Consider the following 24,722-nt stretch of genomic DNA (forward strand, 5'->3'; position numbering starts at 1 on the left):
TTCTTTTTGTGGGACGGCGGGCGGTAAAACCGTTTTCGCGCAGCAATCTTCCCCAAATTTTTTGCCGATGGCTTCGTTAATCCGCAATCGGTGTGATGGAATTAACGAATGACTTCTCAAGCAAACCCGGAGGATTCTCCCGCACCAGACGGAGCCTCCACAGCAACCGCGCATTCTTCTAGCGCGCACCAGAACGAACGGACGTTCTTCGGCCACCCCTTCGGTCTAGCAAACCTCTCGGGCGTGGAGATGTGGGAGCGCTTCAGCTTCTACGGCCTCCAGGCGCTGCTGGCGTACTACCTGTACTACACCGTTGCTGACGGTGGCCTGGGGATGGAAAAGTCCACCGCCCTCTCTATCGTCGGTGCCTACGGTGGCTTGGTGTACCTGACCGGCGTGGCGGGCGCCTGGGTGGCCGACCGTATCCTCTCCGCGGAACGCACGCTGTTCTACTCCGCAGTGCTAGTGATGTTGGGCCACATCAGCTTGGCGCTATTGCCGGGCTATGTCGGCGTCACCCTCGGCCTGGTGTTCATCGCCGTTGGCTCCGGTGCTCTCAAGACGACCTCCCAGGTGGTCCTCGGTTCTCTGTACTCGCACGATGATCCCCGTCGCGACGGCGGTTTCTCTATCTACTACATGGGCGTGAACATCGGTGGCCTGCTCGGCCCGCTGATCACCAACGCGCTGTGGGGCTGGAAGGGCTTCCACTGGGGCTTCGGTGTCGCCGCCGTGATGATGGCCATCGGCTTGATCCAGTACACCGCTCTGCGAAAGCAGACCATCCGCGATGCGGGCCACGATGTAGTGAACCCGCTGCCGCACAAGAAGTACCTCCCGGTCTTCCTCGGTGCTGTTGTAGCGGTGGCTGCTTTCGTTCTGCTGTTCGTCACGGGCGTGCTGAAGGTAGCGCAGCTGTCCAACATTGCGGCTCTGCTCGCCGCGGTTATCGCCATTGTCCTGTGGATTCAGATGTACCGTTCCCCTCTGACCACGGATATTGAACGTTCCCGCCTCGTTGGTTTTGTCCCTATGTTCGTGGCATCCGTCGCGTTCTGGTCGCTGTTCCAGCAGCAGTTCACCGTGATTGCGCTGTACTCCGACGAGCGCCTGAACCGCAACTTGTTCGGCATCGAGGTTCCTCCGGGCATGGTGCAGTCCATCAACCCACTATTCATTATTTTGTTCGCCGCCGTGTTTGGCGCTTTGTGGACGAAGCTGGGGGACAAACAGCCTTCCTACGCAGTGAAGTTCTCCATGGCCCTTGGCCTGATCGGCGTGGCGCTGCTGCTGTTCATCCCGTTTGCCGGTGGTGGCGCGAACTCTACGCCGATGTGGGTGATGGTGCTGATTCTGTTCCTGTTCACCATGGGCGAGCTGATGCTTAGCCCGGTGGGTAACTCCATGGCCACCCGTTTGGCGCCGAAGGCGTTCCCCACTCGCATGTTCGGTCTGTGGCTGCTATCTATCAGCCTGGGTACTGCTCTTTCGGGCAGCCTGGCGGGCTTCTACAACCCGGACGACGCCTCCGCGGAGCGCACCTACTTCCTGGCGATGTTCGCGGTCATGATTGCCCTCGGCGCGCTCATCTTCCTGGCACGGAAGTGGATCGTTAAGAAGTTCGTGGACGTCCACTAACTTCCAACTAGGTTTTCCCCCTCTCACCCCACGCGCACTAGCTCGTGGGGTGTTTTGTTGATGGGCTCTACGTTTTTGGACGCCACAATCACAATGTCTTCGATGCGTGCGCCCCACTTACCGGGGATGTAGATGCCGGGTTCGATGGAGAAGGCCATGCCCTCTTCAATCACAAAGTCGTTGCCAGCGATGATGAAGGGCTCCTCGTGGCAGGACAGTCCGATGCCGTGGCCAGTGCGGTGAATGTAGTACTCGCCGTAGCCGGCCTCGTCGATAATGTCGCGGACGACCTTGTCCACCTCGCCGGCGGTGACGCCAGGCTTGGCGAACTCCAACCCGGCTTCCTGGGCGCGCTGCAGGACGTCATAAATCTGCTGCTGCTCGTCCGTGGGCTCGCCGACTACATAGGTGCGGGTGCAGTCGGAGTGGTAGCCGCTGGCCAGGGTGCCGCCGATGTCGACAACCACCACGTCGCCATTTTCGATGACGCGATCGGAATGGTCGTGGTGCGGGTCCGCGCCGTGCGGGCCGGAGCCGACGATGATGAAGTCCACTACCTCGTGCTCTTCGAGGATGAGGCCCTCCAGCTGCTTCGCAACGTCGTTCTCAGTCACACCTGCGCGTAGCAGGTTCGGTACCTGGCGGTGGACTTCGTCGATGGCAGCACTGGCGCGGCGCAGCTCGGAAAGCTCTTCATCGTCCTTGCGGATGAACGCCTGGGCGAGTACCTGGGTGGCGTTGACGGTGGAGATTCCGCGGGACTGCAGCTCCAGCAGGTGGTCGGCGGTCATGGCTGCACTGACTGCGTAGGAACCTTCGGAGATATGGCCGTAGGGGTCTTCGCCATCGTTCCAGCCAATGATCTCGATGCCGAGCTTGCCGGCGACGGACTTCTTCAAGTCTGCGACATCCACGCCGGGGACGATGATGCGGGTGGCGTCCTTAGTAAGAACCAGAGCCGTGAACCGCTCGTGGGTGCTGATCTTCGACGAGATCAGGTACTCCATGTCGGGTCCGGGTGTGGCGATGACGCCGTCCAGGCCGGCTTGCGCGGCGATATCGCGGACGGTGGCGAGGCGCTTGCTAAACGTTTCGACTGGGAAGAATTCACTCATGGCACCCAGGGTACGCGCCTGGAGTGAGTCTCTGAGCCTTCAACAGGGCTTCGCGAAGCTCGTCATCGCAGGCGTAGACAAAGAGGCCATGAACACCTCGAGTCATCAGCACATATAACTGATTCCATAGGAGTGTATCTGAGAAAATTCCTTTGCCGGAGCCATCGCTCAACGTTCGCCTATTCGTTGCTGCTCGGAAGTAACTCTCATCTGGAGAAATTACAATCTGTCCATCTCGTAGCTTCACCGAGGGGCCAATGATCACTCCTACGTAATTCAGGTCGAAGCCCTGAATGGTGTATACCGAGCCAACTTCGTTAATCGTTTGAGGCTGTTCTGCCCAAGAAAGATTCTTTTTCTTCACCTTGGCATCAACCGTGATTTCTCTATTCCAAGGCATAGAGAAGTCACCTATGGTTACGCTCCATAAACCAGTACCATCGGGCTTCTTTTTAGAATGGTATGGCCAGTCGTAAGTTGCGACCATTCTGCTTAAGCCGCGATCGGTCTTGGATGCTTTTCTGACGATTGCATATCGCATATCCTTCACATCTGTGAAAAAGCGAACATGGTAACCCTCACGATCTCGATAATTGGTGTCTAGCGAGAGGTTAGAAATCGTACGGTTCTCGAAAAAGGATTTGAACCAGTTGAGAGTTTCCTGGGAGGCAGACATACGCATTTGATTCTTCAGAAGAATCTTTGAGTACCTATCTTCCGGGACAAGTTCGTGAGGTTCTTTCTCCCACCATTGATTAGCCTGCAGAACCTGACGTGCATCATAGACTGCGATGGTTACCTTTGCGCGTTCGATGATATCTAGTAGTTGGTGATCGCCTCGGTAGCTTTGCTTACCTTGAGTCCACAACAGGTGTGCTTCGTCGATCAGTGCCAGGTCAATCTTTTCGTCAGGAGAGTGTTGCTCGATAAACCTCGTCGGTTTTAAAACGGTTTCGTTGGCTTTCGAGTGGAGTCCTAACTTTTCAGCAATTTGAGCGTAGACATTCACCTGTTCGTCGTGGTTAACAATCAGATAGCAATTTAGTTGGCGTTCCTCACCAGATTTGGTGATGACGGGGTTTTGCATAATGTCGTAGAAAAGACTACTAAGCAGCACGGTTTTTCCGGCTCCTGCCTCACCTTCGACCATGACAAGATTGCCACGAGAGCCTGTGTGAATCTTGTCGTAGAGAACCTCCATGATTTCACGCTTGGCCTTGATCTGTTCTTCGGTCAAGCTGTGGAAAGGAGAGGCTTTGTAAAGAGCGGAGTCGTAAATCTTCTCCAGTTCCGGAAACAAGTTTTGATCAACAGTCTGAAGCTGTTTCCAGATCTCCTGGAATACTTCGTCAAAGCACTCTTTAGTGTAGTAGTCCAGCTGGTCATTACTTCGCCGGTTCTCGAGCTTTTTTACAGATTCGACGCTCGAGAGCATCAGCATTAGACGATTCTCCACGTCGAGTGTCAATGATTTATTGAAAAGTTCATGCCCGAGAATGATGAGGCTACTATTTTTAGAATCCTTGAGCTTTGTCCAGTCAGCATCATCCTTGCGTGTATTTTTGAGGTGCGATGTGGTGCGTTGGATAATATCCGTGGTTTCACCTACATATGCGGTATAAGGTTTCGCGTGTGTCTTTTCCTCATTCTTGATGACATATACGACCGGAAAATTGTAAAGAAGGTCATCGTCGGTTTTGATCTTTTGATCTCGATAAGCTGCTAAATGGTCATTTGCTTCACGATAGGCCTTTAGCTGCTGAACACCTGCCTCGCTGAAACGGATTTCTTGGTGGGTTGCTCTTGTTCTTGGCTGCTTTCGCATACTTCTGCGCCTAACCCCGCACAATCTTCACGGTCACCCCGCCGAAAATCGACAGCCCGCGGATCCGTAGCAGGGGAGCGTTCGCAGGCAGACTGCCGGGGTGGATCGCGCCGCTTTCCACGATCAGCTCTGAACCGCCGTAAATGCCCAGGTTGCCCATATCCACGCGCACGCCCTCTGGCACCACCACGTCCACACCACCAAAGGTGGAGTTCAGCCACAGCGTGGTCACGGGATCGCTAAATCTGCAGTGACGGAGGTCGAAATCAGTCCCGCCGAACACAGTGAAGTTCCAGTGGTTCTTCGGCAACACCCCTGCAGACTTTTCTGTTCCACCGAAAATAGCCAGGCTGAAGCCCGTCTCGGCCCCCTCGCCAGTCACCATGTTCTGCGCCCGCGCAAGCACAAGCTCACGGTGGCGTTGGGCGTCCGAACCCGCGCCAGCCACGGCGACGTCACCGGTTACGCGGCGCTCAACCGCACCCGCCCCAAAGAGCAACGCTGCAGGCTCGTCCACCAGATCATCCAGCAAGTCCACCAACTCGCTACGCTGGGTCGCAGCATGCGCCTGGCCGGAACGCTCGTCGAACTCCGAGATGCTCAGCTGCCCATTGGCCATCGCTTCGGACAGCGCCTCCACAGTGGCAGAACGCTCCTGGTCAGTGCAGCGCTTGTCCTTATAATCGCTCATAGATTCACCCTACGTCAGGAGGCTCCCATTCTCTCCCCATATCGCGTAAACCTGGACTGGCTCTGGGGCACCCCGCCCGGCAACGACGGCACGCCCGCCACTGTCCGCGCCGTTCTTTTTGGTGTGGACGCCCACACTTCAGCCGAAGCCTGGCTCCGTACCCTGTCGGCGGATGAGGACGGCCGGCGGGGCGAGGGTGGCTGGGGTGCCGAGCTCGCCAACGCTGGCGCAGCGGATGAATCGGCGATGGTGGACATCACCTCCGCGGGCGAGGATGTCGCCGATGGTATCGAGGACGGCACGGAGAACCTCTACAACTTCCTGGCCTCCCGTGCCGACGAGCTGGATTCCGAGCTGACGGTGGAGTGGCGGGAGCTGCCGCGTACCTAGCGCACGGCTAGTTGTCGTTTCCCTCCAGCGGGCCGAGCTCCGCTACCAGCACCTCCTGGGCAACCTTCATTGCCGACAGTGCCGCGGGTGCGCCACAGTAGCCGGAGGCGTGGATGATCGCCTCCGTGATCTCCGTGCGAGTCAGGCCGTTCTCCAACGCACCGCGGACGTGCCCGCGCAACTCCTCAGTGGCACGCAATGCCACCAGCATCCCGATGTTCAGCAAGCTGCGGTCGCGGCGGGCCAGGCCGTCGCGCGTCCACACAGAACCCCAGACGGTTTCGGTGACATGCTTCTGCAGTGCCTCGCCATCAGAGCCCGCGTTGCGTTCCAGGGCGGCGTCGACGAAGGCGTCACCCATGACCTCCCGGCGGACTTGAATGCCTGCGTCGTAACGCTTGTCATCTGTGGCAGGGTTTGTGCTTGCAGAATTATCGCTGGTCATGGCGTAATTTTCTCCTTCAATGTACGGGCGACTGTGTTGTCCAAAAATTTTTTTGGTGGCAGTCGATGGCTACTTTCGCAGTAGGTCTTCCAGCAGTCGGGCGGCTTCCTTGAGATCCGCGCCGAATTTCTCAGCCGGGTGTTCGCCCATGCGGGCGACGGGGCCAGAAATGGAAAGGGAGGCAATGACAGTGCGATTGTGTGCATCCGCTCCAAAGATGGGTACGGAGGCGGAAGCGAGGGAGGGATCGCGCTCGGCGGAGGATTCCGCAATGCCATCGGCAGCGATCTGCTCTAGATCCTTGCGGGAGTAGGCGGCATGGGGGAGCACCTGATTCTGGAATGCCTCCGGCGCATAGGCAACCAGCAGCTTGGCTGCGGAGCCCGCGTTCAACGTCATGCGGTGACCAATCGGCACCGTATCGCGCAGACCGGTGGCGGGTTCGGCGTTGGCGATGCACACGCGTTCCATTCCGGAAAGGCGATATAGCTGCACGGACTCGCCAGTCTTTGCCATGAGGTCGGGGAGGATGAACTCTGCGGCGTCCTCCAAACGAGAAGAGGTAGACGGCGCCATCTCGGCCAGGGCTGGGCCAGTGACCCACGCACCGTCCACCCCGCGCTCGATCAATCTGTGCTTCTCTAACGCGACGGCAATGCGATGCGCTGTGGCGCGCGGCAGGCCGGTGATGGCGCACAGGTCGGAAAGGTTGCGAGGTTCTGCTGCGATGACCGATAGGATGAAGATCGCCCGGTCCAAAACTTGAATACCGCTAGTTGCGGGAATTTCCGTATTGTGTCCCATGATTTGATACTATACATTCCATCCAGTGGAACTGTATAGCGGACACAGAGGAGAGACCGTGACGAACCAACCCTTAACCCTCGCGGAAAAAGTCTGGCGCGACCACGTCGTTGCAGCCGGAGAAAATGGCGGCCCCGACCTGCTGTACATCGACCTGCACCTGGTACACGAGGTTACCTCCCCTCAGGCCTTCGACGGCCTGCGACAGGCCGGCCGCAAAGTCCGCCGACCAGATCTGACCATCGCCACGGAGGATCACAACGTTCCCACCGTTGGCGTGAAGACCGGCCAACTGACCGAGATCCAGGAACCCACCAGCCGCCTGCAGGTCTCCACCCTGCGCGACAATGCCGAAGAGTTCGGCATCCGTCTGCACTCCATGGGCGACATTGAACAGGGCATCGTCCACACCGTCGGTCCACAGCTGGGCCTGACCCAGCCCGGCATGACAGTGGTCTGCGGCGACTCGCACACCTCCACCCACGGCGCCTTCGGCTCCATCGCCATGGGCATCGGCACCAGCGAGGTCGAGCACGTGCTGGCCACCCAGACCCTGCCGTTGAAGCCTTTCAAGACCATGGCCATCGAGGTCTCCGGCGAACTGCAGCCAGGCGTGACCTCCAAGGACCTGATCCTGGCCATCATCGCCAAGATCGGCACCGGCGGCGGCCAGGGCCACATCATCGAATATCGCGGCGAGGCTATCGAAAAGCTCTCCATGGAAGCCCGCATGACCATGTGCAACATGTCCATCGAGGCCGGCGCCCGCGCCGGCATGATCGCCCCCGATCAGACCACCTTCGACTACCTCGAAGGCCGCCCGCACGCACCACAGGGCGCGGATTGGGATGCCGCCGTGGAGTATTGGAAGTCCCTGCGTACCGACGACGACGCGCAGTTCGATACCGTCGTCCACATCGACGGCTCCGCGCTGACTCCCTTTGTCACCTGGGGCACCAACCCCGGTCAGGGCTTGCCGCTGGCGGAATCCATCCCACAGCTGGAGGACTTCACCAACGACAACGACCGCCTAGCCGCCGAGCGTGCCATGGAGTACATGGATCTCAAGCCCGGCACACCGCTGCGCGACATCAAGATCGACACGGTCTTCCTGGGCTCCTGCACCAACTCCCGCATCGAAGACCTGCGCGCCGCCGCGGAAGTCATCAAAGGCCGCACAGTTGCCGACGGCACGCGCATGATCGTTGTGCCTTCCTCCACGCGAGTGAAGATGCAAGCAGAAGATGAAGGCCTCGACCAGATCTTTATCGACGCCGGGGCGGAATGGCGCACCGCAGGTTGTTCCATGTGCCTTGGAATGAACCCCGACCAACTCGCTCCCGGCGAGCGCTCGGCCTCCACGTCCAACCGAAACTTCGAAGGCCGCCAGGGTAAGGGCGGGCGCACACACCTGGTCTCCCCACCAGTCGCCGCCGCCACCGCCGTGACGGGCCACCTCGCAGGCCCAGCGGATCTGTAAAACGACCGCTAGATACCCGCACAAGACCTGCCCAAAAATTTTTTCGAGCCTCCCCGCCAGCGACCTAGACAGCAGGTGGGGGAGCAGAAAGCAGAGAAGAGCACCATGGAAAAGTTCAACATTCACACTGGCGTGGCGGCACCCCTGAACCGCTCGAACGTCGACACTGACCAGATCATCCCCGCCGTCTACCTGAAGCGCGTGACCCGCACCGGATTTGAAGACGGCCTGTTCGCCGGCTGGCGCAAGGATCCAGAGTTCATTCTGAACCAGGAGCCCTACAAGAACGCCTCCATCCTGGTGGCAGGCCCCGACTTCGGTACTGGCTCCTCCCGCGAGCACGCCGTCTGGGCACTGATGGACTACGGCTTCCGCGTGGTTCTTTCCTCCCGCTTCGCCGATATCTTCCGCGGTAACTCCGGGAAGGCCGGCCTGTTGGCCGCGCAGATGGAGCAGTCCGACATTGAACTGATTTGGAAGCTGCTGGAACAGCAGCCAGGGGCGGAAATCACCGTGAACTTGGAAGACCGCACCGTCACCCTCGGCACCCACACCTTCGGCTTCGACGTGGACGATTACACCCGCTGGCGCCTGATGGAAGGCCTGGACGACATCGGCCTGACCCTGCGCAACGAAGAGGCCATTGAGGCTTTCGAATCCCAGCGCGCCAGCTTCAAGCCACGCACCCTGCCCGCCAGCTAGCGCTTACTTCACAGCCAACGGGCTGGCCAAGTAGTCCAGCCCCAGCAGCTTATCGCCGGCGAAGTGCAGCACCCACGTGCTGGACTTCTTCACCCGCATATCCTCGATCTCCACGCCGTGCTCGCCCGCCACGCGGGCCAGCACACCCGGGATCACCGTCCCCTGGCCAACAACCATCGACACAGGCGCGGTCGTGGCGGCGTGGAACGCATCCACCGCTGCATCCGAATCGGCAGCCCAACCGGCATCGCCCAGGTTGGCGTCAGAAGTAACATCCAGACCCAAGTCCTCCGCAATCGGTGCAGCCGTGTGCTCACAACGCACCGGCACGGCAGAGGAAATCGCCTCCGGGCGGTAACCCGACAACCCGGAAACAAGCAGCTCCGCCTGGCGACGGCCCTTCTTGCTCAAAGGACGCAGATCATCGTCACCAGCCCACCCTTCACGCGCATGCGCCTTCGCATGGCGGACATACAGCACTCGACGATCGCAGCCCAGCTGCAGCAGACCCAAAGCCGCATCCACGACCTTCAGATCCGCCTCATAGCTCAGCAGCTCCTTCGCCTCGGCGGGAGAAACCCAACGCAGCTCATCGGACTCATCATTGGCCTCGAACTCACCCGAAAGATGCTGGGCAGTCCAGTAATAAACCACCTTCGTGCGGGAACCCACAGGGTAGTGGACATAGCCCAACAGCCAGCCCAAACGCACCTCAAAGCCAGTCTCCTCCAAAATCTCGCGCATGGCGGTACCCGGCAGATTCTCACCCGGATCAACCTTGCCCTTCGGCAAAGACCAGTCGTCGTAGCGAGGACGGTGAATCAGCGCGATCTCGACGTCCGTGGACTCGGGGGCGGAAGGAGTGGAGTCCGCGGCGTCACCAGAAAAGCGCCAAATAACCGCGCCGGCGGCGAAGGTAGGGCGAGCGAACTCTTCGCTGGGACGGGATCCGATGCGGGTCACATGCCCCTGATCGTGCCGCGACATGGCCAGGGACGTAGAAAGATCGCCAGTTCCTGTGTGAGTGATCACTTTTAAAGGGATCCCTTTCGATAGACTATTGCCGACAATCGTATAACGAACCCAAAAATTATTTCGAACTGAAGCCACAGCAGACGGGAAGGCAACAAAGCGACATGGTGCAAGTAGCGGTGATGGGCGCGGGATCCTGGGGCACGACGGTTGCCAAAGTTTTTGCAGACGCCGGCAACGAAGTCCGTCTCTGGGCACGGCGCGACGAAGTCGCAGACGACGTGCGCAACAACCACCGCAACAGTGCATACCTGGGAGACATTGTGCTGCCCGACGCGCTGACCGGCACCAGTGACCCCGCCGAAGCTCTAGACGGCGCGGAGATCGTGGTGCTGGGCGTGCCCTCACAGTCACTGCGCGGGAACCTGCAGAAATGGAAAGAGCAGGATCTCATCGGCGCGGATGCCTCCCTGGTGAGCCTGGCCAAAGGCATCGAGCACTCCAGCGGGCTGCGCATGAGCCAGCTGATCTCCGAGGTAGCGGACGTGCCCGGCGAACGCGTGGCTGTGCTGACCGGCCCGAACCTGGCGCGCGAAGTTGCCGAACAACAACCCGCTGCGACCGTAGTGGCATGTTCGGATATGGACCGCGCGAAGTTGATCCAGGCCGCCGTGGCGGCGCCGTACTTCCGCCCGTACACCAACACGGACGTCATCGGCTGTGAAATCGCCGGCACGTGCAAGAACGTCATCGCTCTGGCGGCGGGCATTGCCGCTGGTATGGGATTCGGCGATAACACCGCCGCCACCGTGATCACTCGCGGCCTGGCGGAGACCACCCGTTTAGCGCTGGAAGTCGGCGCCGACGCGCGCACACTCAGCGGCCTGGCGGGCATGGGCGACCTGGTGGCCACGTGTACGTCTAAGCTCTCGCGCAACCGCAGCTTCGGCGAGCGACTTGGCAAGGGCGAAAGCCTCGAAGAGGCCGCCAAAGCCACCAAGGGACAAGTTGCTGAAGGCGTGGTCAGCAGCCAGTCCGTGTTCGAGCTGGCGGGGAAAGTCGGCGTGGAAATGCCGATCACCGAAGCCGTGGTGGGAGTGTGCCACGAAGGCGCAGACGTGCAACAGGTGATGATGGGGTTGCTCGGCCGAAGCCGGAAGGCCGAGTAAGCCACAGGCAGACTGGCAGTTGGGTCGAAGGGGCGGGGCGGTGGGAATGTGGCGTCAGAAAAACGGCTAAGGTAAAACACCGTGAGTAACCAAGCCAAGAAGCACGCACGTACCACTGTCGCCGTACTGTACGGAGGGCAATCGACTGAGCACTCCGTCTCCTGCATTAGCGCAGGCGCGGTGATCGACCACCTGGATCCGGAGATTTACGAGGTCGTGCCGGTGGGGATCACTGAGGCGGGCGCGTGGGTGCCGGGGACGACCGATACTTCCCGGCTGCGAGCCAATGGGCGCGAGATGCCACGTGTAGAGGATTCCGGCGTACACGTGCAGCTGACATTCGGTGGGGCTGGCTCGGCTGCGGCGGGGGAGATGCGCTACGTGACCGGCCCGCAGGCTGGCGAGGTATTTGCGAACGTAGATGTGGTGTTCCCGGTACTGCACGGCCAGAATGGCGAAGACGGAACCGTGCAGGGCGTGCTGGATCTGGCGGGCGTGCGGTACGTCGGCAATGGCGTGCTAGCTTCCGCTGCGGGCATGGATAAGGACTTCACCAAGCGGCTGGCACGCGAAGCTGGGATTCCGGTGGGCGAGGAGCTGATTCTGTCCCAGCCGCGCGATCTGGCCGCTGAAGAAAAGCAGCGGCTCGGGCTGCCGGTGTTTGTGAAGCCGGCGCGCGGCGGGTCGAGCATCGGCATTTCCAAGGTGGATAGCTGGGAAGAACTAGATGCGGCTATTGACCTGGCCTTTTCCCATGACAACAAGGTGATTGTGGAGGCGATGATTCACGGAGCCGAGGTCGAATGCGGTGTGCTGCAGTATGCGGATGGCTCGATCGTCTCGTCGGTTCCTGCCATGCTGAACGGCACCGAGGATGGCGCCGAAGGGTTCTATGGTTTTGACGCCAAGTATGTCGATTCGACCGTCTCCGCCACCATCCCGGCGCCGCTACCTGCGGACGTTGTGACGGAGGTGCGCAAACTGGCGATTCGCACGTTCAATGCGCTGGGGTGTGATGGCATCGCGCGCGTGGACTTCTTTGCCACGGAGAACGGGCCTGTGCTGAACGAAATCAACACAATGCCTGGATTTACGCCGATCTCGATGTATCCGAAGATGTTCGCGGCTGAGGGGATCAGCTTCGGCGACCTGGTCAGCGCACTGATTGCCCGGGCGCTGGCTTAGGCCTGGGGAACCTTGTGGCGGGCTCCTTTTAACCTGCTCACGAGTCCCGAATGTCGCTAGATCGGGAATCTTTTACTGGTAATGGTTGTCCATAAAATAAAAGCCCAGGTCAGGGGCTTGCAGTTTGGTGGGCTACCTATCGGCGCGTAGGCACTTTCCCGTTTTAACGACATTTCCGCCTGGGGCACTCACTCCTGGGGGAGCCGGTGTCGCTGAAAGGGAAAGGGGGTTAGCGCGACTGAGTAGAGCTTCCAGCCTTCTCCGTATTCTTCAGGGATGTAGAGATCGCACTTGAGACGGAAGAGATCACCTCGTTGCCAGCAGATTGCGGCATGGCTAGGCCGATGACCTGCTCGTGGCCCAGGGCAAACCAACGCCCCATAGTCGACCCGCGGGAAAGAGATGGATCAGAGAACCAGGGAACCTTGTTTACCTGGGTCAACTGTGCACCAGGGGCATAGGACTTAGGCATAGCCAGACCACAGCGAATCACCACAGGTTCTTGCTCTTCGGCGAGATAGGTAGCCGATCCGCTGGGAGCCTTATCCAACACAGACCGGTCCAGTCCATCGGGAAGGAGATCAGGCTTCACCAGGTCACTACCCTGCTTGCCCTGGTCAGTGCCCTTTTTCGATCCTCCAGCGGATCTGTGGACCAGTCGCCAGTCGCCCAGTGCCTCCGGCAGAGATCCCAGGAACTTATGGCATGCAGGGGACTCGGTCGCGCCGCCGGAAGTGGGACCGCCGGCCTCGCGGGATCCGGAACCGCCAGCCACCGCAGCATCGGACAGTGGGTAGGGGGCGGGCTTTGCTGGAGAGTTGGCGTCATAAACAGAGGAAAGAGCAGACCCCACCGCACCGAGGGCATCGCCGACATCCGCCGACGCAGTCACCGCAACCGCAGGCGAACCGCCGACCGCGTACCACGTCCGCAGGTCAGACCCAGGAGTAGCATCCGAGACGGCGGTCCAGCGCGTATCGCCTTCCGACACCACGGGCGACAACTCCGAGTACTGGTCGGGCACGTTCACTCCACAGCGCACAGAAAGCTCCGAACCCGAAGAATCGCGGTACGCCGCCGTGCCGTCCGGCCTAGGATCCCGCACCTCAACGGCACGGAAGCGATCCATCTTCTCCGGCAACCCAGCCACGAAATCGGAGCAGACCTGCGACGACGCCTCCGGCGCATCCACCGGGCCCAGCGCCACCGGCGCGTACACCTTCCGATCCACCGTGATCTTCGCTGCGGTGATCACCGCAATAATCAGCACCACGGCAAGCACCGTCGACAGAATGATCAGGTACCGCGGGGTGGAGACGGGGGAGGAGGCTTCGTCACTCATAGCGCACTATCTTAATTAGACTAAGCGCGGGAACCCAAGCATTGGAACCAAACATTGGAACCCAAGCATCACCGCAACCACGGAAAGGTTCGCATGCGTACTCAACTCACTGTCGCCGAGGCAGGCGAGGCCGCTACCATCGCGGCGATCCGCAACGCCGCGCCGAGTTCTCTTAATGGCGATGACGCCGCAGTGTTGGAGCCAACAGGCACAAATTCACGTCACGTGTGCTCGACGGACATCCTCGTGCAGGGCCGACACTTCACTTTCGACTACTCAACTCCGTGGGAGGTCGGAGTGAAAGCGGTGACGCAGAACTTCGCAGATATTCAGGCGATGGGGGCACGCCCCACTGCGATCCTCATGGCTATTGCCACCCCGGGGGATCTGCCGCTGCAGACCGTTGCAGATATTGCCCGCGGCATCGACGAGGCGGCGTCGCCGTGGGCTGCCGAACTCGTCGGTGGTGACGTGGTGACTAGCAAGGATCTGGTGATTTCTATTACCGCGCTGGGGGAGATTTCTGGCCCTGCCGATGCGTTGACGCTGGACGGCGCGGGCGTGGGACAGCGCATCATCGCTAGTGGGCCGATTGGCTATAGCGCGGCGGGGCTGGCGATCCTGCGCCACTATGGCTCGCGCAAGGCGATCCCCGTTGATGATCCGATCCTCAACGAATTAGCCGATTGGCACTGTGCCCCGCGCCTGCAGCCCGGCCGTGGCTCCGTTGCGCGGGCGACGGGTGCGAGCGCCATGACCGATAACTCCGACGGGTTGATCGTGGACCTGTGCGCCATCGCGGAGCGGTCCGGGGTGTGCTTGGACCTCGACAGCGCCGCGCTGGTGCCGGATGAAAAGCTGCGGCACGCGGCGCAGATGACGGGCAAGAACCCTCTGGAGTGGATTTACACCGGCGGCGAGGACCATACTCTTTTGGGAACTACGGACGCCCGCATGCCCAGCGGCTACCGCCGCATCGGGACTGTGCGCAGCCTCTCGGAGGAGGTTGGGGAGGACCCGGCTGGCGGGTTGGATTACGTGCTGGTCGACGGTGGCCGTCCGCCATTTACACATGGTTGGCAGTCGGTGTAGGCAGTGGATATGGACTCTGCGAAGAACCGAGAGAGCGCGCAGGCGCAAGCACAAGCACAGGCGCACCAGCTGATCGAGCGCATCCACCCGGCGTGGTATCTGCCGGGGTTGCAGTCGGTGCTGGAGGGTGCGCTGGCTGAGGGACACGCTGCGGCAGGCCAGGCACAGCAGGCGCAGACCCTGCCGGCGCCAGAAAAAATTTTGCGAGCCTTCGAGTCCGACCCCACCCAGGTGAAAGTGCTGATCGTCGGGCAGGATCCGTACCCCACGCCGGGGCACTCCGTGGGGCTGGCGTTCTCTGCGGAGCTGCCCGCGGGCGAGCCGCTGCCGAAGTCGCTGAAGAATATCTTCACCGAGTACTCGGAAGACCTTGGCCTGCCAGCCCCCACCGGCGGGGACCTTTCCCCCTGGACCGACCGTGGGGTGCTGCTGCTCAACCGCGTCCTCACTGTGCAGGCGGGCAACGCGGGCAGCCACCGCGGCCGTGGCTGGGAGGCCATCACCGAGGCCGCCGTCCGCCAGGTTGCCGCCAACCCGCACTTCGCCGCGATCCTGTGGGGTAAGCAAGCCCAGCAGCTGGCACCGCTCATCGGCCCGGAGCGCTGCGTGATGTCCCCGCATCCCTCGCCGCTGTCCGCCTATCGAGGCTTCTTCGGTTCGCGACCGTTTAGCAGGGCAAATGCGATCCTCCAGGCTTCCGGCGGCGCGCCCGTCAACTGGCGGCTCTAGCAACGATGGCCGGGTCCATTCGTTGCTTTGTCGGATTGTGCAGCCTCCAGTTTTCCGAGGAGGTCTTCCAGAGTGTTCAACTCTCGATGGGTGAGTCCCTGGAAAAATGAGTCACGTCCTTGACGCAGGGCAGGCTGAACATCGTCCCACCACTGCTGGCCAGCGGGTGTCAAACAGAGGAGTCGTGATCTCGCATCGGCGGGGTTTGATCGAGCTTGAACCCACCCCACCGCCGTGAGCTTTTTGATTGTGGCGCCGATGTTTCGCGGGTCAACGGCTGTAACCATTGCTACGTCGTTTTGTGTTCGTTCGCCTTCCGCGATCGCCGCCATGGCTGTGAACTGCGCGGTGGTAATTCCCTGCTCTGTGAGGAGAGCTGCCCATGCTCTCTCGGCACGGCGTCCAAGTGTGGCCAACAGGAAACTAGCGCCTTGGCGGTACTTGACTTTGCTTGAATTATTCATATTTTATGTATACATGACTTCGTTGAAAATCCCGACTGGACACAACACAATAAATCCCTTCGCTATCGTCCCCGACTCCGTGAGCTTCATCCACTTCGTGGAAACAGTTTTCGATGGTCGAGAAGCAGCGCATGTTCGCACGCCGGATCGAGATGGTTCGATCATCCATGCGGAAGTAATGGTTGGAGATGCCACCATCATGCTTTGTGATCGAAAGCAAGATTGGCCGTTCACGCCAGCCCTCCTGCAGGTCTACGTTCCTGACGCCCAGGCGTGCCTTGATAGGGCTGTAAAGGAAGGAGGCCGCGTCGTTACTCCAATTAGCGATTTCTACGGTGGCTATCGTCTCGCAAGACTTCTTGATCCGTGGCAAAACCTCTGGTGGCTCTACGAGCCGACGGCTCAACCGCAAAACCAGGACGAGCGCGACAGTGACACCGAGTGGCACGATAGCGAGCCGAGTGCCGTCTACAGCACTCTCATGGAGACTATGTGCTCTCTGGGTGAACGATAAACAAGTCACCCCCCCCCACCTGGATTCGCGTTGGATGCGGGAGATCTACATCACTGGCACGGAAGGAATAATGCGCCACGATCCCGCAAACCGCCCTGCTGTCCGGCTGGTTCGCTAGGGTAGTGGGAGTGAAATCCAGGAAGGCAGAGGCGCAGCCGGTGGCTGAAGCACAACCGGTAAGTCAGGCACCCGCTCAGCTCGACGCGCGCATTGTCGCCCAGTGGGCTCGCCTCTCGGCCAGCCGGCTGCGCGAGCAGAGCCAGGCGATTAACGCCCTAAACGTCTTCCCAATCCCGGATTCCGATACCGGCTCCAACATGGCGCACACCATGACCACCGCAGTCTCGGCGGTCGACGCGCTGGAGGAAGGCGCCAGCCTCCCCGAGGTCACCATCGCCCTGGCCACCGGTGCTGTCCGTGGCGCCCGCGGAAACTCCGGTCTCGTGCTCAGCCAGGTGATGCGCGCCCTCGCCGAGGCGGCCTCGCAAGGCCACATCGACGGCCCCGCTGTGGCGGACACACTCTCGCAGTCGGTGGGCTTTGTCCGCACCGCAATCTCCACGCCCGTCGAGGGCACTGTCATTAGCGTGCTCGATGCCGCCGCCACCGCCGCCCACGAAGCCGAGCCGAACCTCGCGGACGTCGCCACCCGCGCGCTCCACGCCGCCGAGGAAGCCCTGGCCAACACCCCCAACCAGCTGCCCGTCCTCGCCGAAGCGGGGGTTGTGGACGCAGGCGGCCAGGGCCTGGTGGTGATCCTGCAGGCCTTGGTTGATGTTCTGGACGGTGCGGGTCTTATTGAGGACGCCCCCACGCCCGACCATGAGCGAACCCAGCAAGAGGTCGAGGTGATGTTCTTCTTCGAGGGGAACCTGGATGCTCTGCGGGAGCTGCTGGAAGCTCATGGCAACTCCGTGATCGTCGGACCCCTGGGCCCGGAATCCGGTACCGCGCACGTGCACACCAACCGCGCGGGCGAGGTCATCGAGAAGGCCTTCGCCCTGGGAACCGTCACCGACCTGCGTATCGAGGTTCTGCCCGCCGACGGGGAAGCCACCGACAGCGGAAACCTAAGCACACCAGCCCCCGCGAGCAACCAGGCGCGGGCGGAAAGCCAAGGACCGTTCATCGTCGCGCTCACGCCCACCGGCGGAGTCGCGCGACTTTTCGAGGCTGCGGGGGCGGTGGCGGTGGCGTCACCAAACAACAAAACCCTGGGTGAAGCAGTGCAGGGGCTGGGCGACGGGCCGGTTGCCGTGCTGACCAACGGGCAGGACGTCGCCGCGCTGCAGGGGTTAGACGGGACGCGAGAGGTCGACATCATCGATACGAAATCGCTGGTCGGCGGGCTGGCGGCGCTGGCGGTGAACGACCCCACCGTGGACTGGGACGACAATGTCGAGGAAATGATCGACGCGGTAGAGGCGCAACGCTTCGCCACGTGCCCGCCCGACACGATGGTCGATACCCTCAGCACAATGCTGGCCGACGGTGGCGAGCTGGTGACCCTATTGTGGAGCGACCCGGCGACTGACCAGACCGCCATCGATGGGCTGAAGGCAACCTTTGCCGAGCTGTACCCAGACGTGCAGATCGACGACCACCACATCGAACTACAAGGCAACGATTACGACCCGTGCCTGGTGCAGATCGGGGTGGAGTAGCCCATGCTGGGGTGGCAGGACTCGCGCCCGCTGTCGGTTGCGATCTCCAACGACCGCGCGAAGCGGCTGGCCGACAAGCCCGGCATCAAAACCATCGCCGATGCAGTGCTGAACTTCCCCGTCACCTACGCGCGGCTCGGCTCTCCGCAGGGGCTGGACGAGCTGCGTGTGGGAGAGAAGTACACCTGTGCCGGAGAGATCCTCAGCGTAGGGGAGAAAGACAACCACTCCGGGCGTGGACCCAGAAAATTTTTGACGTTCACCTTCACCGACGGCGTGCGGAGCTTCCGCTCCGCGCTGTTCGGGAACGTGGCCTACCACCGGAAGCGAATCAAGCGGGGCTCGATGATGCTGCTGCACGGCAAGCTTTCCGAGTTCAACGGCCAATGGGAGCTGAAGAACCCCAGCTACGTATCCATCTTGCCCGCCCTGGATGCGGAGTTCGGCATGTTCGGACCGCTAAAGACAATCGTGGACGTCATGGGCTCCGAGACCGCCGCCCAGGAGCTACTGGCCAAGCCGTGGATGGCCGGCTACAAACGCCGCCCCGGCACCTCCACCGCGGAGATGCTGGGAGTAATGGACCACGTACTGCGGGTCATGGACGAGCCCGGTGAGTTCCTGCCACTCCCGCGCCGCAACCCCGGCGCGCCCGCCTGGCCCACGGATGGAAAGGGCCGCCCGCTGATTAGCTTCGCCGACGCACTACGGCACATCCACCAGCCGAGCGAGGCCGGCCCCGAACCCGCTCGGCGCAGGCTGAAGTTCAACGAGGCGCTCGAGCTGCAGCTGGTCATGGCTCTACGGCGCAATGACGCCACCAAGCGCACCGGCATGGCGCTCGCGCCGGGTGAGAACGTGGAAAAGCTGATCGCGGGGCTGCCCTTTGACCTCAGCGCGGGGCAGAAGATGGCGCTGGAGGACATCGGCTCCCGTCTGGGCGGAACCACCCCGGCGAACCTGCTGCTGCACGGTGAGGTCGGCTCCGGCAAGACGATGGTGGCCTTGATCAGCATGCTCTGGGCCGTGGACTCCGGCTATCAGTGCGCTTTCATCGCGCCGACGGAAATCCTGGCGGTGCAGCACGCCCGCAGTCTGGTGAAGATGCTGGAGAACACCGACGTGCGAGTATCCGTACTGGTCGGCAGTCAGAAGCAGGCCGAGAAGCAGCGCACGCTCCTGGACCTGGTCTCCGGCCAAACCGACATTGTGGTCGGCACGCACGCGGTGATCCAGGACTCGGTGGAGTTCTACCGTCTGGGCATGGTGATCGTCGACGAGCAGCACCGCTTCGGCGTGCAGCAGCGCAACAAGCTGCGGGAATCCGCGCCGGTGGATGCGACCCCGCACATGATGGTCATGACCGCCACCCCGATCCCGCGATCTGTGGGCATGACGATGTTCGGAGACCTGACGCCCATCACGCTGGTCGGCAAGCCCGGCGGACGCGGGGCGATCGAAACAGTGGTGGTACCCGCCGACAAATACCGCTGGGTGCGGCGCGCCTGGGAGCGCATGGGCGAGGAGATCAAGGCCGGTGGCCAGGCCTACGTGGTAGCGCCCCGCATCGAGGGTCGCTCCGGTGTGGAGGAATGGTGTGAGCGGATCGCCACCGAGGAACTGCCCGGCTGCCGAGTGGCGATGCTGCACGGCAAGATGGACCCCGCCGACAAGGACCAGGTGATGCAGGACTTCGCCGCTGGGAGGATCGACGTGCTGGTCGCCACCACCGTCATCGAGGTCGGCGTGGACGTACCCAACGCCTCCATGATGATGATCCTGGAGGCAGAGAACTTCGGCTTCTCCCAGCTCCACCAACTGCGCGGGCGCATCGGCCGCGGGCGCCGGGACTCGCTGTGCCTGCTGCACACCACCGCCGCGCCGGATAGCCCCTCCTTCCACCGCCTGCAGGTGGTGGCGCAAAGCAACGACGGATTCCGCCTGGCGGAGGAAGACCTGAAGATGCGCACCGAAGGAGACATCCTGGGCCAGGACCAGTCGGGGCGGTCGGCGCGGAGGGCGCGTCTGCTAGACCTCAGCACCGACGGCGAGGTGATTGAGTCGGCCCGCGACTACGCCGAAGCGCTGGTGGCTTACGACGAACAATTAGCGCGCTCCTTGGTGGTGGACATCGAGATCGACGATCAGGACTTCATCGAAAGGAACTAGTCACCCCAGTTGCTAGACTCTGGGGCATGGAAATCTGTGCCCCATTTGCGGGAGTCGTGCACTTCCTCGTCGCCGACGGTGATGCCGTCGCCACGGGTGATGTTTTGTGCACGGTGGAATCGCTAAAGCTGGAAGCGCCCGTCCTCGCGCCGGGGCCTGGCGTGGTGCGCAGAAGCAACTCGCAGGACTATGTGGATGTGCACGGCGGGGACGTCCTGTTAAGGGTTGAAGCGCCAGAAGACACAGCAGTAAGCAAATAGGCAGGTTGAACGCAAAGCAATGACACGCATCATCTCTGGAACGGCTCGCGGACGCAGCATCAAGGTTCCTCCGGCGGGCACGCGCCCCACCTCCGACCGCGCCCGCGAAGGCCTGTTTTCCTCCCTGCAGGTTCGCTTCGGCTTTGTTGATGAAGTAGTGCTGGATCTTTTCGCCGGTTCCGGTGCCCTCGGTTTGGAGGCTGCCAGCCGTGGAGCCAAGGAGGTCACGCTGGTGGATAGTAGCGCCGCGGCGATCAAGGTGATCAAGGACAATGCCCACGTCGTGCCTGAGGCGAAGCTGCAGGTAGTGGAGGCGAAGGCGTCATCCTTCCTAGCCGCAGCACCGCGCAATCACTACACCATGGTGCTGGCCGACCCGCCCTACGAGCTCGCCGATGAGGCTGTTGCCGAGATGGTGGAAGCTCTCATTCCGGTTCTTACGAAGGACGCCGTGGTGGTGGTCGAACGCAATAGTGCCTCACCAGAGACCGCGTGGCCGGAGGGCTTTGAACCGACTGGGCAAAAGTTGAAGAAACGTACCTATGGCATTGCCCGCTTCGACATGGCGATTTGGCGGGGCGAGGGTTAGGTTAGGTGCCATGCGAGTAGTTTGCCCTGGATCTTTCGACCCCATCACGCTGGGTCACCTGGATATCTTCACCCGTGCTGCGGCCAACTGGGAAGAGGTCGTTGTTCTGGTGACATATAACCCGAACAAGAACGGCCTGTTCACCGCTGAAGAGCGTATCGAGTTGATCGAAAAATCGATCGCCGCTATCCCGGACGGCCCGCAGAACATCACTGTGGATACCTGGGACAAACTGCTGGTGGATTACCTAAAGGAAAACAATATTCAGGCGATGGTCAAGGGGCTGCGCAGCTCCCTGGATTACGAGTACGAGCTGCCGATGGCGCAGATGAATCAGCGCCTTTCTGGGGCGGAGACGTACTTCCTGCTGACCTCCCCGGAGTATGGGTATGTTTCGTCCACCTTGTGCAAGGAAGTGGCGAAGTACGGCGGTGATGTTTCCGGTCTGCTGCCCGAGCCGGTGGTTTCTGCGGTGGAGGAGAAGTTCCGCGGCTAACGCACGCAAAGCCGTGTCTAAACCTGTACTTGAGGTCAAGTGATGGCACAGTGGAGGCCATGTACAAGACATTCCAGGGTATGGATGACCTACAGCAAATGGTGGAGCAGGCCTATGGCGTGCCCATGACCTCTAACTGCATGGTTCCGCGCCGCGAGGTGCTGGACATTCTCGACGAAATGCGCAACGCAATCCCCATCGAAATGGATGATGCGCAGGACGTCCTCGACCACCGCGATGACATCATCGCCGACGCCCGCGACCAAGCCGATGCGACTATCGCCGACGCCAACTCCGAAGCTAATGCCATCGTCCAGGACTCCCAGGATCAGGCTGATCAGATTCTCAACGACGCCCAGACGCGCGCTACCAACACCGTCGCGCAGGCTGAGGATCAGGCAGATCGCCTTGTTAGCGATGCCCGTCGCGAGTATGACCAGGTAACCAGCCGTGCCGCCGACGAGGCCGAGCGCCTGGTCAGCGAAGGTAACGCCAGCTACCAACGCTCCGTCGACGAAGGTCTGGCCGAGCAGCGTCGCTTGGTTTCCGAGTCGGAAGTCGTGCGCAATGCACAGGCCGAAGCCAAGCGCATCATTGAATCCGCCCACGCGGACTCCGACCGCCTGCGCACCGAATGCGACCGCTACGTCGATTCCACCCTGGCAGACTTCGAGGAGACCCTCACCACCACACTGCGCACCGTCAATCGTGACCGCTCCGCTTTGCGCAAGGGCGCCGGCGCCTCCGGTTATCAGAACGACGGCGACCCCCACGGTTACCGTCAACAGCTTTAGACGGGTAGAAATAGGGGTATGAGTAACCCCTTCGTTCTTGCAGTCGGCGACATCCCAACTGGACTCAGCGAGCCGGTCGACGCCCAGGGGGCGTCACCAGTACCGTGGGGCGGCAACATGCTGGGCGTAGCCGAGGGCGCGCCCGTCGAAGTTCATGGAACCCTGGCGAACTTGGGCGAGGCGATTATGGCCACCTTGCAGGTAAGCGGTGAAGCTACGGGCACGTGCTCCCGTTGCCTGCAGAAGCTTTCCACCACCCTGGAATATTCCATCAGCGATGTGTTCGGCCTGACCCCGGACTTCATCACCACCGACGACAGCTCCGATGATGAGGACGACGTCGACGAGCCGCTGCTAGTGCACGACAATGCCATCGATATCTCTCAGCTGGTGATCGACGAAGCTGGCTTAAATGCACCCTTTAGCCCCGTGTGCACGGACTTTGGCGCCGAATGCCGCGAGGATACCCCGGCACCGGATGGCATCAGCGAGGAAGCTGAGGAAGAGGATCGTCCGGACCCGCGCTGGGCCGGGCTGGAAAAATTCAAGAACCTCTAAAGCATCGAGAAAGGCAATATAAAACCACATGGCTCGTAAACGCCGACTAACCGGCGAGGCCGCCCTCAACGCCGCCTACGGCAAGTCCGATCACACCCCGCTGCTTGCAGCCTGGGGCGTGGACCTTCCGGATGACCTTTTGTGTCTGGCGCTGACGCACCGTTCCTTCGCCAATGAAAACGGTAACCTGCCCAACAATGAGCGTCTGGAGTTCTTGGGCGATGCCGTGCTTGGCCTGGCCGTTGCGGAGCAGCTGTACCGTCAGTTCCCCGATCGCTCGGAATCCGACATCTCCAAGATGCGCTCCGGAGTGGTCAACATGTACGCCTTGGCCGGTGTGGCCCGCCGCCTGGGAATGGGGGAGTACATCCTGCTCGGACGCGGCGAAATGCTGACCGGAGGAAAGGACAAGCACTCCATTTTGGCGGACTCCGTAGAGTCCATGCTCGGCGCGATCTACCTGCACCACGGTTTTGAGATTGCTCGCGCCACAGTGCTGCGCCTGTTCTCCGACATGATTACCGAGGCTCCCACCACTGGCCTAAACATGGACTGGAAGACCGTGCTGCTGGAGAAGCTCTCTGAACTGAAGCTGCCGCTGCCCGCCTACGAGGTACGCGGCGAGGGGCCGGAGCACGATAAGACGTTCTACGCCACCGTCACCATTGGCGACCTGGTCACCCACGGCGAAGGCCACACCAAGAAGGTCGCCGAGCACGCTGCCGCCAAGCAGGCCGTGCAGAAGCTCAACGAGCGTGCCTGAGCTACCCGAAGTAGAGGTCGTCCGCCGCGGCCTCGAAGAACACCTGGTCGGCCGTCGCTTCACCGACGTTGAGGTCTGTCACCCGCGCGCCGTTCGCTCCGGCGATCCATCGGAGCTTGTTTCTTTTCTTCGTGACGCCACCTGTTCCGCCGTTCAACGCCGCGGAAAATTTTTGTGGATGGATTTTGGCCAAGATCTCCTCGTACAAGTGCACCTGGGCATGAGTGGCCAGATGCTCGTGGCCGAGCCCGGCCAGGTGCAGTCCCGACATGTGCGCATTCGGGCCGGACTTTCGGACGGCCGCGAGCTATGTTTCGTGGATCAGCGAACCTTCGGCGAGTGGCGACTGGAAAAGGCCGTGGCAGACCCGTGGGCAAAGGAGACCGAGGGGGCGTCAAAAAAATTTTTACCCCGCAATGTCCAGCACATTGCCGCAGATCCTTTGGAACCTGCGTTCAATGCCGCGCTGGCGGTGGAACGGATGAAGGCCAAACGCGCGGCTATTAAGACGGTGTTGCTTAACCAAGAGGTCGTCTCGGGAATCGGCAATATCTACGCGGACGAGGCGCTGTTTCTGGCTGGAGTGCGGCCCCGACGCAGTGCCGCGCTGCTTAGCCGACCGACACTGTACCGCGTTCTCAATGCAGCAGCAGAAGTGATGGAACGTGCCCTTGAACAGGGCGGAACCAGCTTCGACTCGTTGTATGTGAACGTCAACGGTGCGTCCGGCTACTTCTCGCGCTCGCTGAACGTGTACGGGCGCGGAGGCGAAGCCTGCAAGAGGTGCGGGGAGCCGATCAAGCGGGTTGTTGTCGGTGGGCGTTCCACACACTATTGTGCGGCATGTCAGACCTAGGGGACTGACATAACTT

26 protein-coding genes are annotated in these 24,722 nt (G+C 61.2%); 18 read left to right on the plus strand and 8 right to left on the minus strand.

What is annotated here, in order from left to right:
• Positions 1–108: 108 nt before the first annotated feature.
• On the plus strand, positions 109–1,638 hold the full coding sequence (locus tag ACWXWJ_RS00005) for a peptide MFS transporter (protein ID WP_473963139.1): 1,530 nt from the start codon (positions 109–111) through the stop codon (positions 1,636–1,638).
• Between the two features lie 23 nt (positions 1,639–1,661).
• Here the strand turns inward: ACWXWJ_RS00005 and ACWXWJ_RS00010 are convergent, their stop codons facing one another.
• The 3 genes from ACWXWJ_RS00010 to ACWXWJ_RS00020 are packed head-to-tail and all read right to left on the minus strand — an operon-like array spanning position 1,662 to position 5,269.
• Entirely contained in the window at positions 1,662–2,753 is a 1,092-nt protein-coding gene (locus tag ACWXWJ_RS00010) for a M24 family metallopeptidase (RefSeq protein ID WP_473963140.1), read from the minus strand.
• Positions 2,746–4,578 (minus strand): DUF2075 domain-containing protein, encoded by a 1,833-nt coding sequence (locus ACWXWJ_RS00015; protein ID WP_473963141.1) that lies wholly within the window; start codon positions 4,576–4,578, stop codon positions 2,746–2,748. The genes ACWXWJ_RS00010 and ACWXWJ_RS00015 overlap by 8 nt, the downstream gene beginning before the upstream one ends.
• Before the next feature lie 10 nt (positions 4,579–4,588).
• Positions 4,589–5,269: a DUF1707 SHOCT-like domain-containing protein gene (locus ACWXWJ_RS00020; RefSeq protein ID WP_473963142.1), complete on the minus strand. Its 681-nt coding sequence runs from the start codon at positions 5,267–5,269 to the stop codon at positions 4,589–4,591.
• A gap of 123 nt (positions 5,270–5,392) precedes the next feature.
• Here ACWXWJ_RS00020 and ACWXWJ_RS00025 point away from each other — a divergent pair, with 123 nt between their 5' ends.
• Entirely contained in the window at positions 5,393–5,659 is a 267-nt protein-coding gene (locus ACWXWJ_RS00025; RefSeq protein ID WP_473963143.1) for a hypothetical protein, read from the plus strand.
• 7 nt (positions 5,660–5,666) lie between these two features.
• On the opposite strand, the gene ACWXWJ_RS00030 is transcribed toward ACWXWJ_RS00025, so the two are convergent.
• Positions 5,667–6,104, minus strand: a complete 438-nt coding sequence (locus ACWXWJ_RS00030) for a carboxymuconolactone decarboxylase family protein (RefSeq protein ID WP_473963144.1) — start codon at positions 6,102–6,104, stop codon at positions 5,667–5,669.
• A gap of 69 nt (positions 6,105–6,173) precedes the next feature.
• Positions 6,174–6,908: an IclR family transcriptional regulator gene (locus tag ACWXWJ_RS00035; RefSeq protein WP_473963145.1), complete on the minus strand. Its 735-nt coding sequence runs from the start codon at positions 6,906–6,908 to the stop codon at positions 6,174–6,176.
• Between the two features lie 58 nt (positions 6,909–6,966).
• On the opposite strand from ACWXWJ_RS00035, the gene leuC reads away from it, so the two are divergent.
• Together leuC and leuD are read left to right on the plus strand one after the other, a co-directional pair.
• Positions 6,967–8,388 (plus strand): 3-isopropylmalate dehydratase large subunit, encoded by a 1,422-nt coding sequence (gene leuC, locus ACWXWJ_RS00040; RefSeq protein WP_473963146.1) that lies wholly within the window; start codon positions 6,967–6,969, stop codon positions 8,386–8,388.
• 105 nt (positions 8,389–8,493) lie between these two features.
• Positions 8,494–9,090, plus strand: a complete 597-nt coding sequence (leuD, locus tag ACWXWJ_RS00045; RefSeq protein ID WP_473963147.1) for a 3-isopropylmalate dehydratase small subunit — start codon at positions 8,494–8,496, stop codon at positions 9,088–9,090.
• 3 nt (positions 9,091–9,093) lie between these two features.
• Here leuD and ACWXWJ_RS00050 read toward each other — a convergent pair whose 3' ends face one another.
• Positions 9,094–10,122: an NUDIX hydrolase gene (locus ACWXWJ_RS00050; protein ID WP_473963148.1), complete on the minus strand. Its 1,029-nt coding sequence runs from the start codon at positions 10,120–10,122 to the stop codon at positions 9,094–9,096.
• Positions 10,123–10,226: 104 nt separating this feature from the next.
• On the opposite strand from ACWXWJ_RS00050, the gene ACWXWJ_RS00055 reads away from it, so the two are divergent.
• Both ACWXWJ_RS00055 and ACWXWJ_RS00060 read left to right on the plus strand, forming a co-directional pair.
• Positions 10,227–11,231, plus strand: a complete 1,005-nt coding sequence (locus tag ACWXWJ_RS00055) for an NAD(P)H-dependent glycerol-3-phosphate dehydrogenase (RefSeq protein WP_473963149.1) — start codon at positions 10,227–10,229, stop codon at positions 11,229–11,231.
• A gap of 81 nt (positions 11,232–11,312) precedes the next feature.
• Entirely contained in the window at positions 11,313–12,416 is a 1,104-nt protein-coding gene (locus tag ACWXWJ_RS00060; RefSeq protein WP_473963150.1) for a D-alanine--D-alanine ligase family protein, read from the plus strand.
• Between the two features lie 229 nt (positions 12,417–12,645).
• On the opposite strand, the gene ACWXWJ_RS00065 is transcribed toward ACWXWJ_RS00060, so the two are convergent.
• Positions 12,646–13,758: a DUF3515 domain-containing protein gene (locus ACWXWJ_RS00065; protein ID WP_473963151.1), complete on the minus strand. Its 1,113-nt coding sequence runs from the start codon at positions 13,756–13,758 to the stop codon at positions 12,646–12,648.
• Between the two features lie 93 nt (positions 13,759–13,851).
• On the opposite strand from ACWXWJ_RS00065, the gene ACWXWJ_RS00070 reads away from it, so the two are divergent.
• A complete protein-coding gene (locus ACWXWJ_RS00070) occupies positions 13,852–14,850 on the plus strand; it encodes a thiamine-phosphate kinase (protein ID WP_473963152.1) in 999 nt (332 codons plus the stop codon).
• A 9-nt stretch (positions 14,851–14,859) separates the two neighbouring features.
• On the plus strand, positions 14,860–15,579 hold the full coding sequence (locus ACWXWJ_RS00075) for a uracil-DNA glycosylase (RefSeq protein WP_473963153.1): 720 nt from the start codon (positions 14,860–14,862) through the stop codon (positions 15,577–15,579).
• Here ACWXWJ_RS00075 and ACWXWJ_RS00080 read toward each other — a convergent pair.
• On the minus strand, positions 15,576–16,043 hold the full coding sequence (locus tag ACWXWJ_RS00080; protein ID WP_473963154.1) for a MarR family winged helix-turn-helix transcriptional regulator: 468 nt from the start codon (positions 16,041–16,043) through the stop codon (positions 15,576–15,578). The genes ACWXWJ_RS00075 and ACWXWJ_RS00080 overlap by 4 nt on opposite strands.
• Before the next feature lie 13 nt (positions 16,044–16,056).
• Here ACWXWJ_RS00080 and ACWXWJ_RS00085 point away from each other — a divergent pair, with 13 nt between their 5' ends.
• The 10 genes from ACWXWJ_RS00085 (at position 16,057) to mutM (ending at position 24,706) form a co-directional block, all read left to right on the plus strand.
• A complete protein-coding gene (locus ACWXWJ_RS00085; protein ID WP_473963155.1) occupies positions 16,057–16,557 on the plus strand; it encodes a VOC family protein in 501 nt (166 codons plus the stop codon).
• A 128-nt stretch (positions 16,558–16,685) separates the two neighbouring features.
• Positions 16,686–18,221, plus strand: a complete 1,536-nt coding sequence (locus ACWXWJ_RS00090) for a DAK2 domain-containing protein (protein WP_473963156.1) — start codon at positions 16,686–16,688, stop codon at positions 18,219–18,221.
• 3 nt (positions 18,222–18,224) lie between these two features.
• Positions 18,225–20,390, plus strand: a complete 2,166-nt coding sequence (locus ACWXWJ_RS00095; protein WP_473963157.1) for an ATP-dependent DNA helicase RecG — start codon at positions 18,225–18,227, stop codon at positions 20,388–20,390.
• A 26-nt stretch (positions 20,391–20,416) separates the two neighbouring features.
• Complete coding sequence (locus tag ACWXWJ_RS00100) at positions 20,417–20,650, plus strand: acyl-CoA carboxylase biotin carboxyl carrier protein subunit (RefSeq protein ID WP_293789967.1); 234 nt, start codon at positions 20,417–20,419, stop codon at positions 20,648–20,650.
• 19 nt (positions 20,651–20,669) lie between these two features.
• Positions 20,670–21,239 (plus strand): RsmD family RNA methyltransferase, encoded by a 570-nt coding sequence (locus ACWXWJ_RS00105; RefSeq protein ID WP_293789969.1) that lies wholly within the window; start codon positions 20,670–20,672, stop codon positions 21,237–21,239.
• Positions 21,240–21,249: 10 nt separating this feature from the next.
• Positions 21,250–21,735: a pantetheine-phosphate adenylyltransferase gene (coaD, locus tag ACWXWJ_RS00110; RefSeq protein WP_473963158.1), complete on the plus strand. Its 486-nt coding sequence runs from the start codon at positions 21,250–21,252 to the stop codon at positions 21,733–21,735.
• Positions 21,736–21,794: 59 nt separating this feature from the next.
• Positions 21,795–22,529, plus strand: coding sequence for a DivIVA domain-containing protein (locus tag ACWXWJ_RS00115; RefSeq protein ID WP_293789973.1), 735 nt, complete (start codon positions 21,795–21,797; stop codon positions 22,527–22,529).
• Between the two features lie 18 nt (positions 22,530–22,547).
• Positions 22,548–23,087 (plus strand): YceD family protein, encoded by a 540-nt coding sequence (locus tag ACWXWJ_RS00120; RefSeq protein ID WP_473963159.1) that lies wholly within the window; start codon positions 22,548–22,550, stop codon positions 23,085–23,087.
• Between the two features lie 28 nt (positions 23,088–23,115).
• Positions 23,116–23,850, plus strand: coding sequence for a ribonuclease III (gene rnc, locus ACWXWJ_RS00125; protein ID WP_473963160.1), 735 nt, complete (start codon positions 23,116–23,118; stop codon positions 23,848–23,850).
• Positions 23,843–24,706 (plus strand): bifunctional DNA-formamidopyrimidine glycosylase/DNA-(apurinic or apyrimidinic site) lyase, encoded by an 864-nt coding sequence (gene mutM / locus ACWXWJ_RS00130; RefSeq protein WP_473963161.1) that lies wholly within the window; start codon positions 23,843–23,845, stop codon positions 24,704–24,706. The genes rnc and mutM overlap by 8 nt, the downstream gene beginning before the upstream one ends.
• Positions 24,707–24,722: the final 16 nt, after the last annotated feature.

This window comes from Corynebacterium sp. p3-SID1761, assembly GCF_055862885.1.

What these genes read in the sequence shown, in the direction of transcription:
- ACWXWJ_RS00005 (WP_473963139.1), top strand. Translation starts at nt 109, where the DNA reads ATGACTTCTCAAGCAAACCCGGAGGATTCTCCCGCACCAGACGGAGCC.
- ACWXWJ_RS00010 (WP_473963140.1), bottom strand. Translation starts at nt 2,753, where the DNA reads ATGAGTGAATTCTTCCCAGTCGAAACGTTTAGCAAGCGCCTCGCCACC.
- ACWXWJ_RS00015 (WP_473963141.1), bottom strand. Translation starts at nt 4,578, where the DNA reads ATGCGAAAGCAGCCAAGAACAAGAGCAACCCACCAAGAAATCCGTTTC.
- ACWXWJ_RS00020 (WP_473963142.1), bottom strand. Translation starts at nt 5,269, where the DNA reads ATGAGCGATTATAAGGACAAGCGCTGCACTGACCAGGAGCGTTCTGCC.
- ACWXWJ_RS00030 (WP_473963144.1), bottom strand. Translation starts at nt 6,104, where the DNA reads ATGACCAGCGATAATTCTGCAAGCACAAACCCTGCCACAGATGACAAG.
- ACWXWJ_RS00035 (WP_473963145.1), bottom strand. Translation starts at nt 6,908, where the DNA reads ATGGGACACAATACGGAAATTCCCGCAACTAGCGGTATTCAAGTTTTG.
- leuD (WP_473963147.1), top strand. Translation starts at nt 8,494, where the DNA reads ATGGAAAAGTTCAACATTCACACTGGCGTGGCGGCACCCCTGAACCGC.
- ACWXWJ_RS00055 (WP_473963149.1), top strand. Translation starts at nt 10,227, where the DNA reads ATGGTGCAAGTAGCGGTGATGGGCGCGGGATCCTGGGGCACGACGGTT.
- ACWXWJ_RS00065 (WP_473963151.1), bottom strand. Translation starts at nt 13,758, where the DNA reads ATGAGTGACGAAGCCTCCTCCCCCGTCTCCACCCCGCGGTACCTGATC.
- ACWXWJ_RS00070 (WP_473963152.1), top strand. Translation starts at nt 13,852, where the DNA reads ATGCGTACTCAACTCACTGTCGCCGAGGCAGGCGAGGCCGCTACCATC.
- ACWXWJ_RS00075 (WP_473963153.1), top strand. Translation starts at nt 14,860, where the DNA reads ATGGACTCTGCGAAGAACCGAGAGAGCGCGCAGGCGCAAGCACAAGCA.
- ACWXWJ_RS00080 (WP_473963154.1), bottom strand. Translation starts at nt 16,043, where the DNA reads ATGAATAATTCAAGCAAAGTCAAGTACCGCCAAGGCGCTAGTTTCCTG.
- ACWXWJ_RS00085 (WP_473963155.1), top strand. Translation starts at nt 16,057, where the DNA reads ATGACTTCGTTGAAAATCCCGACTGGACACAACACAATAAATCCCTTC.
- ACWXWJ_RS00095 (WP_473963157.1), top strand. Translation starts at nt 18,225, where the DNA reads ATGCTGGGGTGGCAGGACTCGCGCCCGCTGTCGGTTGCGATCTCCAAC.
- ACWXWJ_RS00100 (WP_293789967.1), top strand. Translation starts at nt 20,417, where the DNA reads ATGGAAATCTGTGCCCCATTTGCGGGAGTCGTGCACTTCCTCGTCGCC.
- ACWXWJ_RS00105 (WP_293789969.1), top strand. Translation starts at nt 20,670, where the DNA reads ATGACACGCATCATCTCTGGAACGGCTCGCGGACGCAGCATCAAGGTT.
- coaD (WP_473963158.1), top strand. Translation starts at nt 21,250, where the DNA reads ATGCGAGTAGTTTGCCCTGGATCTTTCGACCCCATCACGCTGGGTCAC.
- ACWXWJ_RS00115 (WP_293789973.1), top strand. Translation starts at nt 21,795, where the DNA reads ATGTACAAGACATTCCAGGGTATGGATGACCTACAGCAAATGGTGGAG.
- ACWXWJ_RS00120 (WP_473963159.1), top strand. Translation starts at nt 22,548, where the DNA reads ATGAGTAACCCCTTCGTTCTTGCAGTCGGCGACATCCCAACTGGACTC.
- rnc (WP_473963160.1), top strand. Translation starts at nt 23,116, where the DNA reads ATGGCTCGTAAACGCCGACTAACCGGCGAGGCCGCCCTCAACGCCGCC.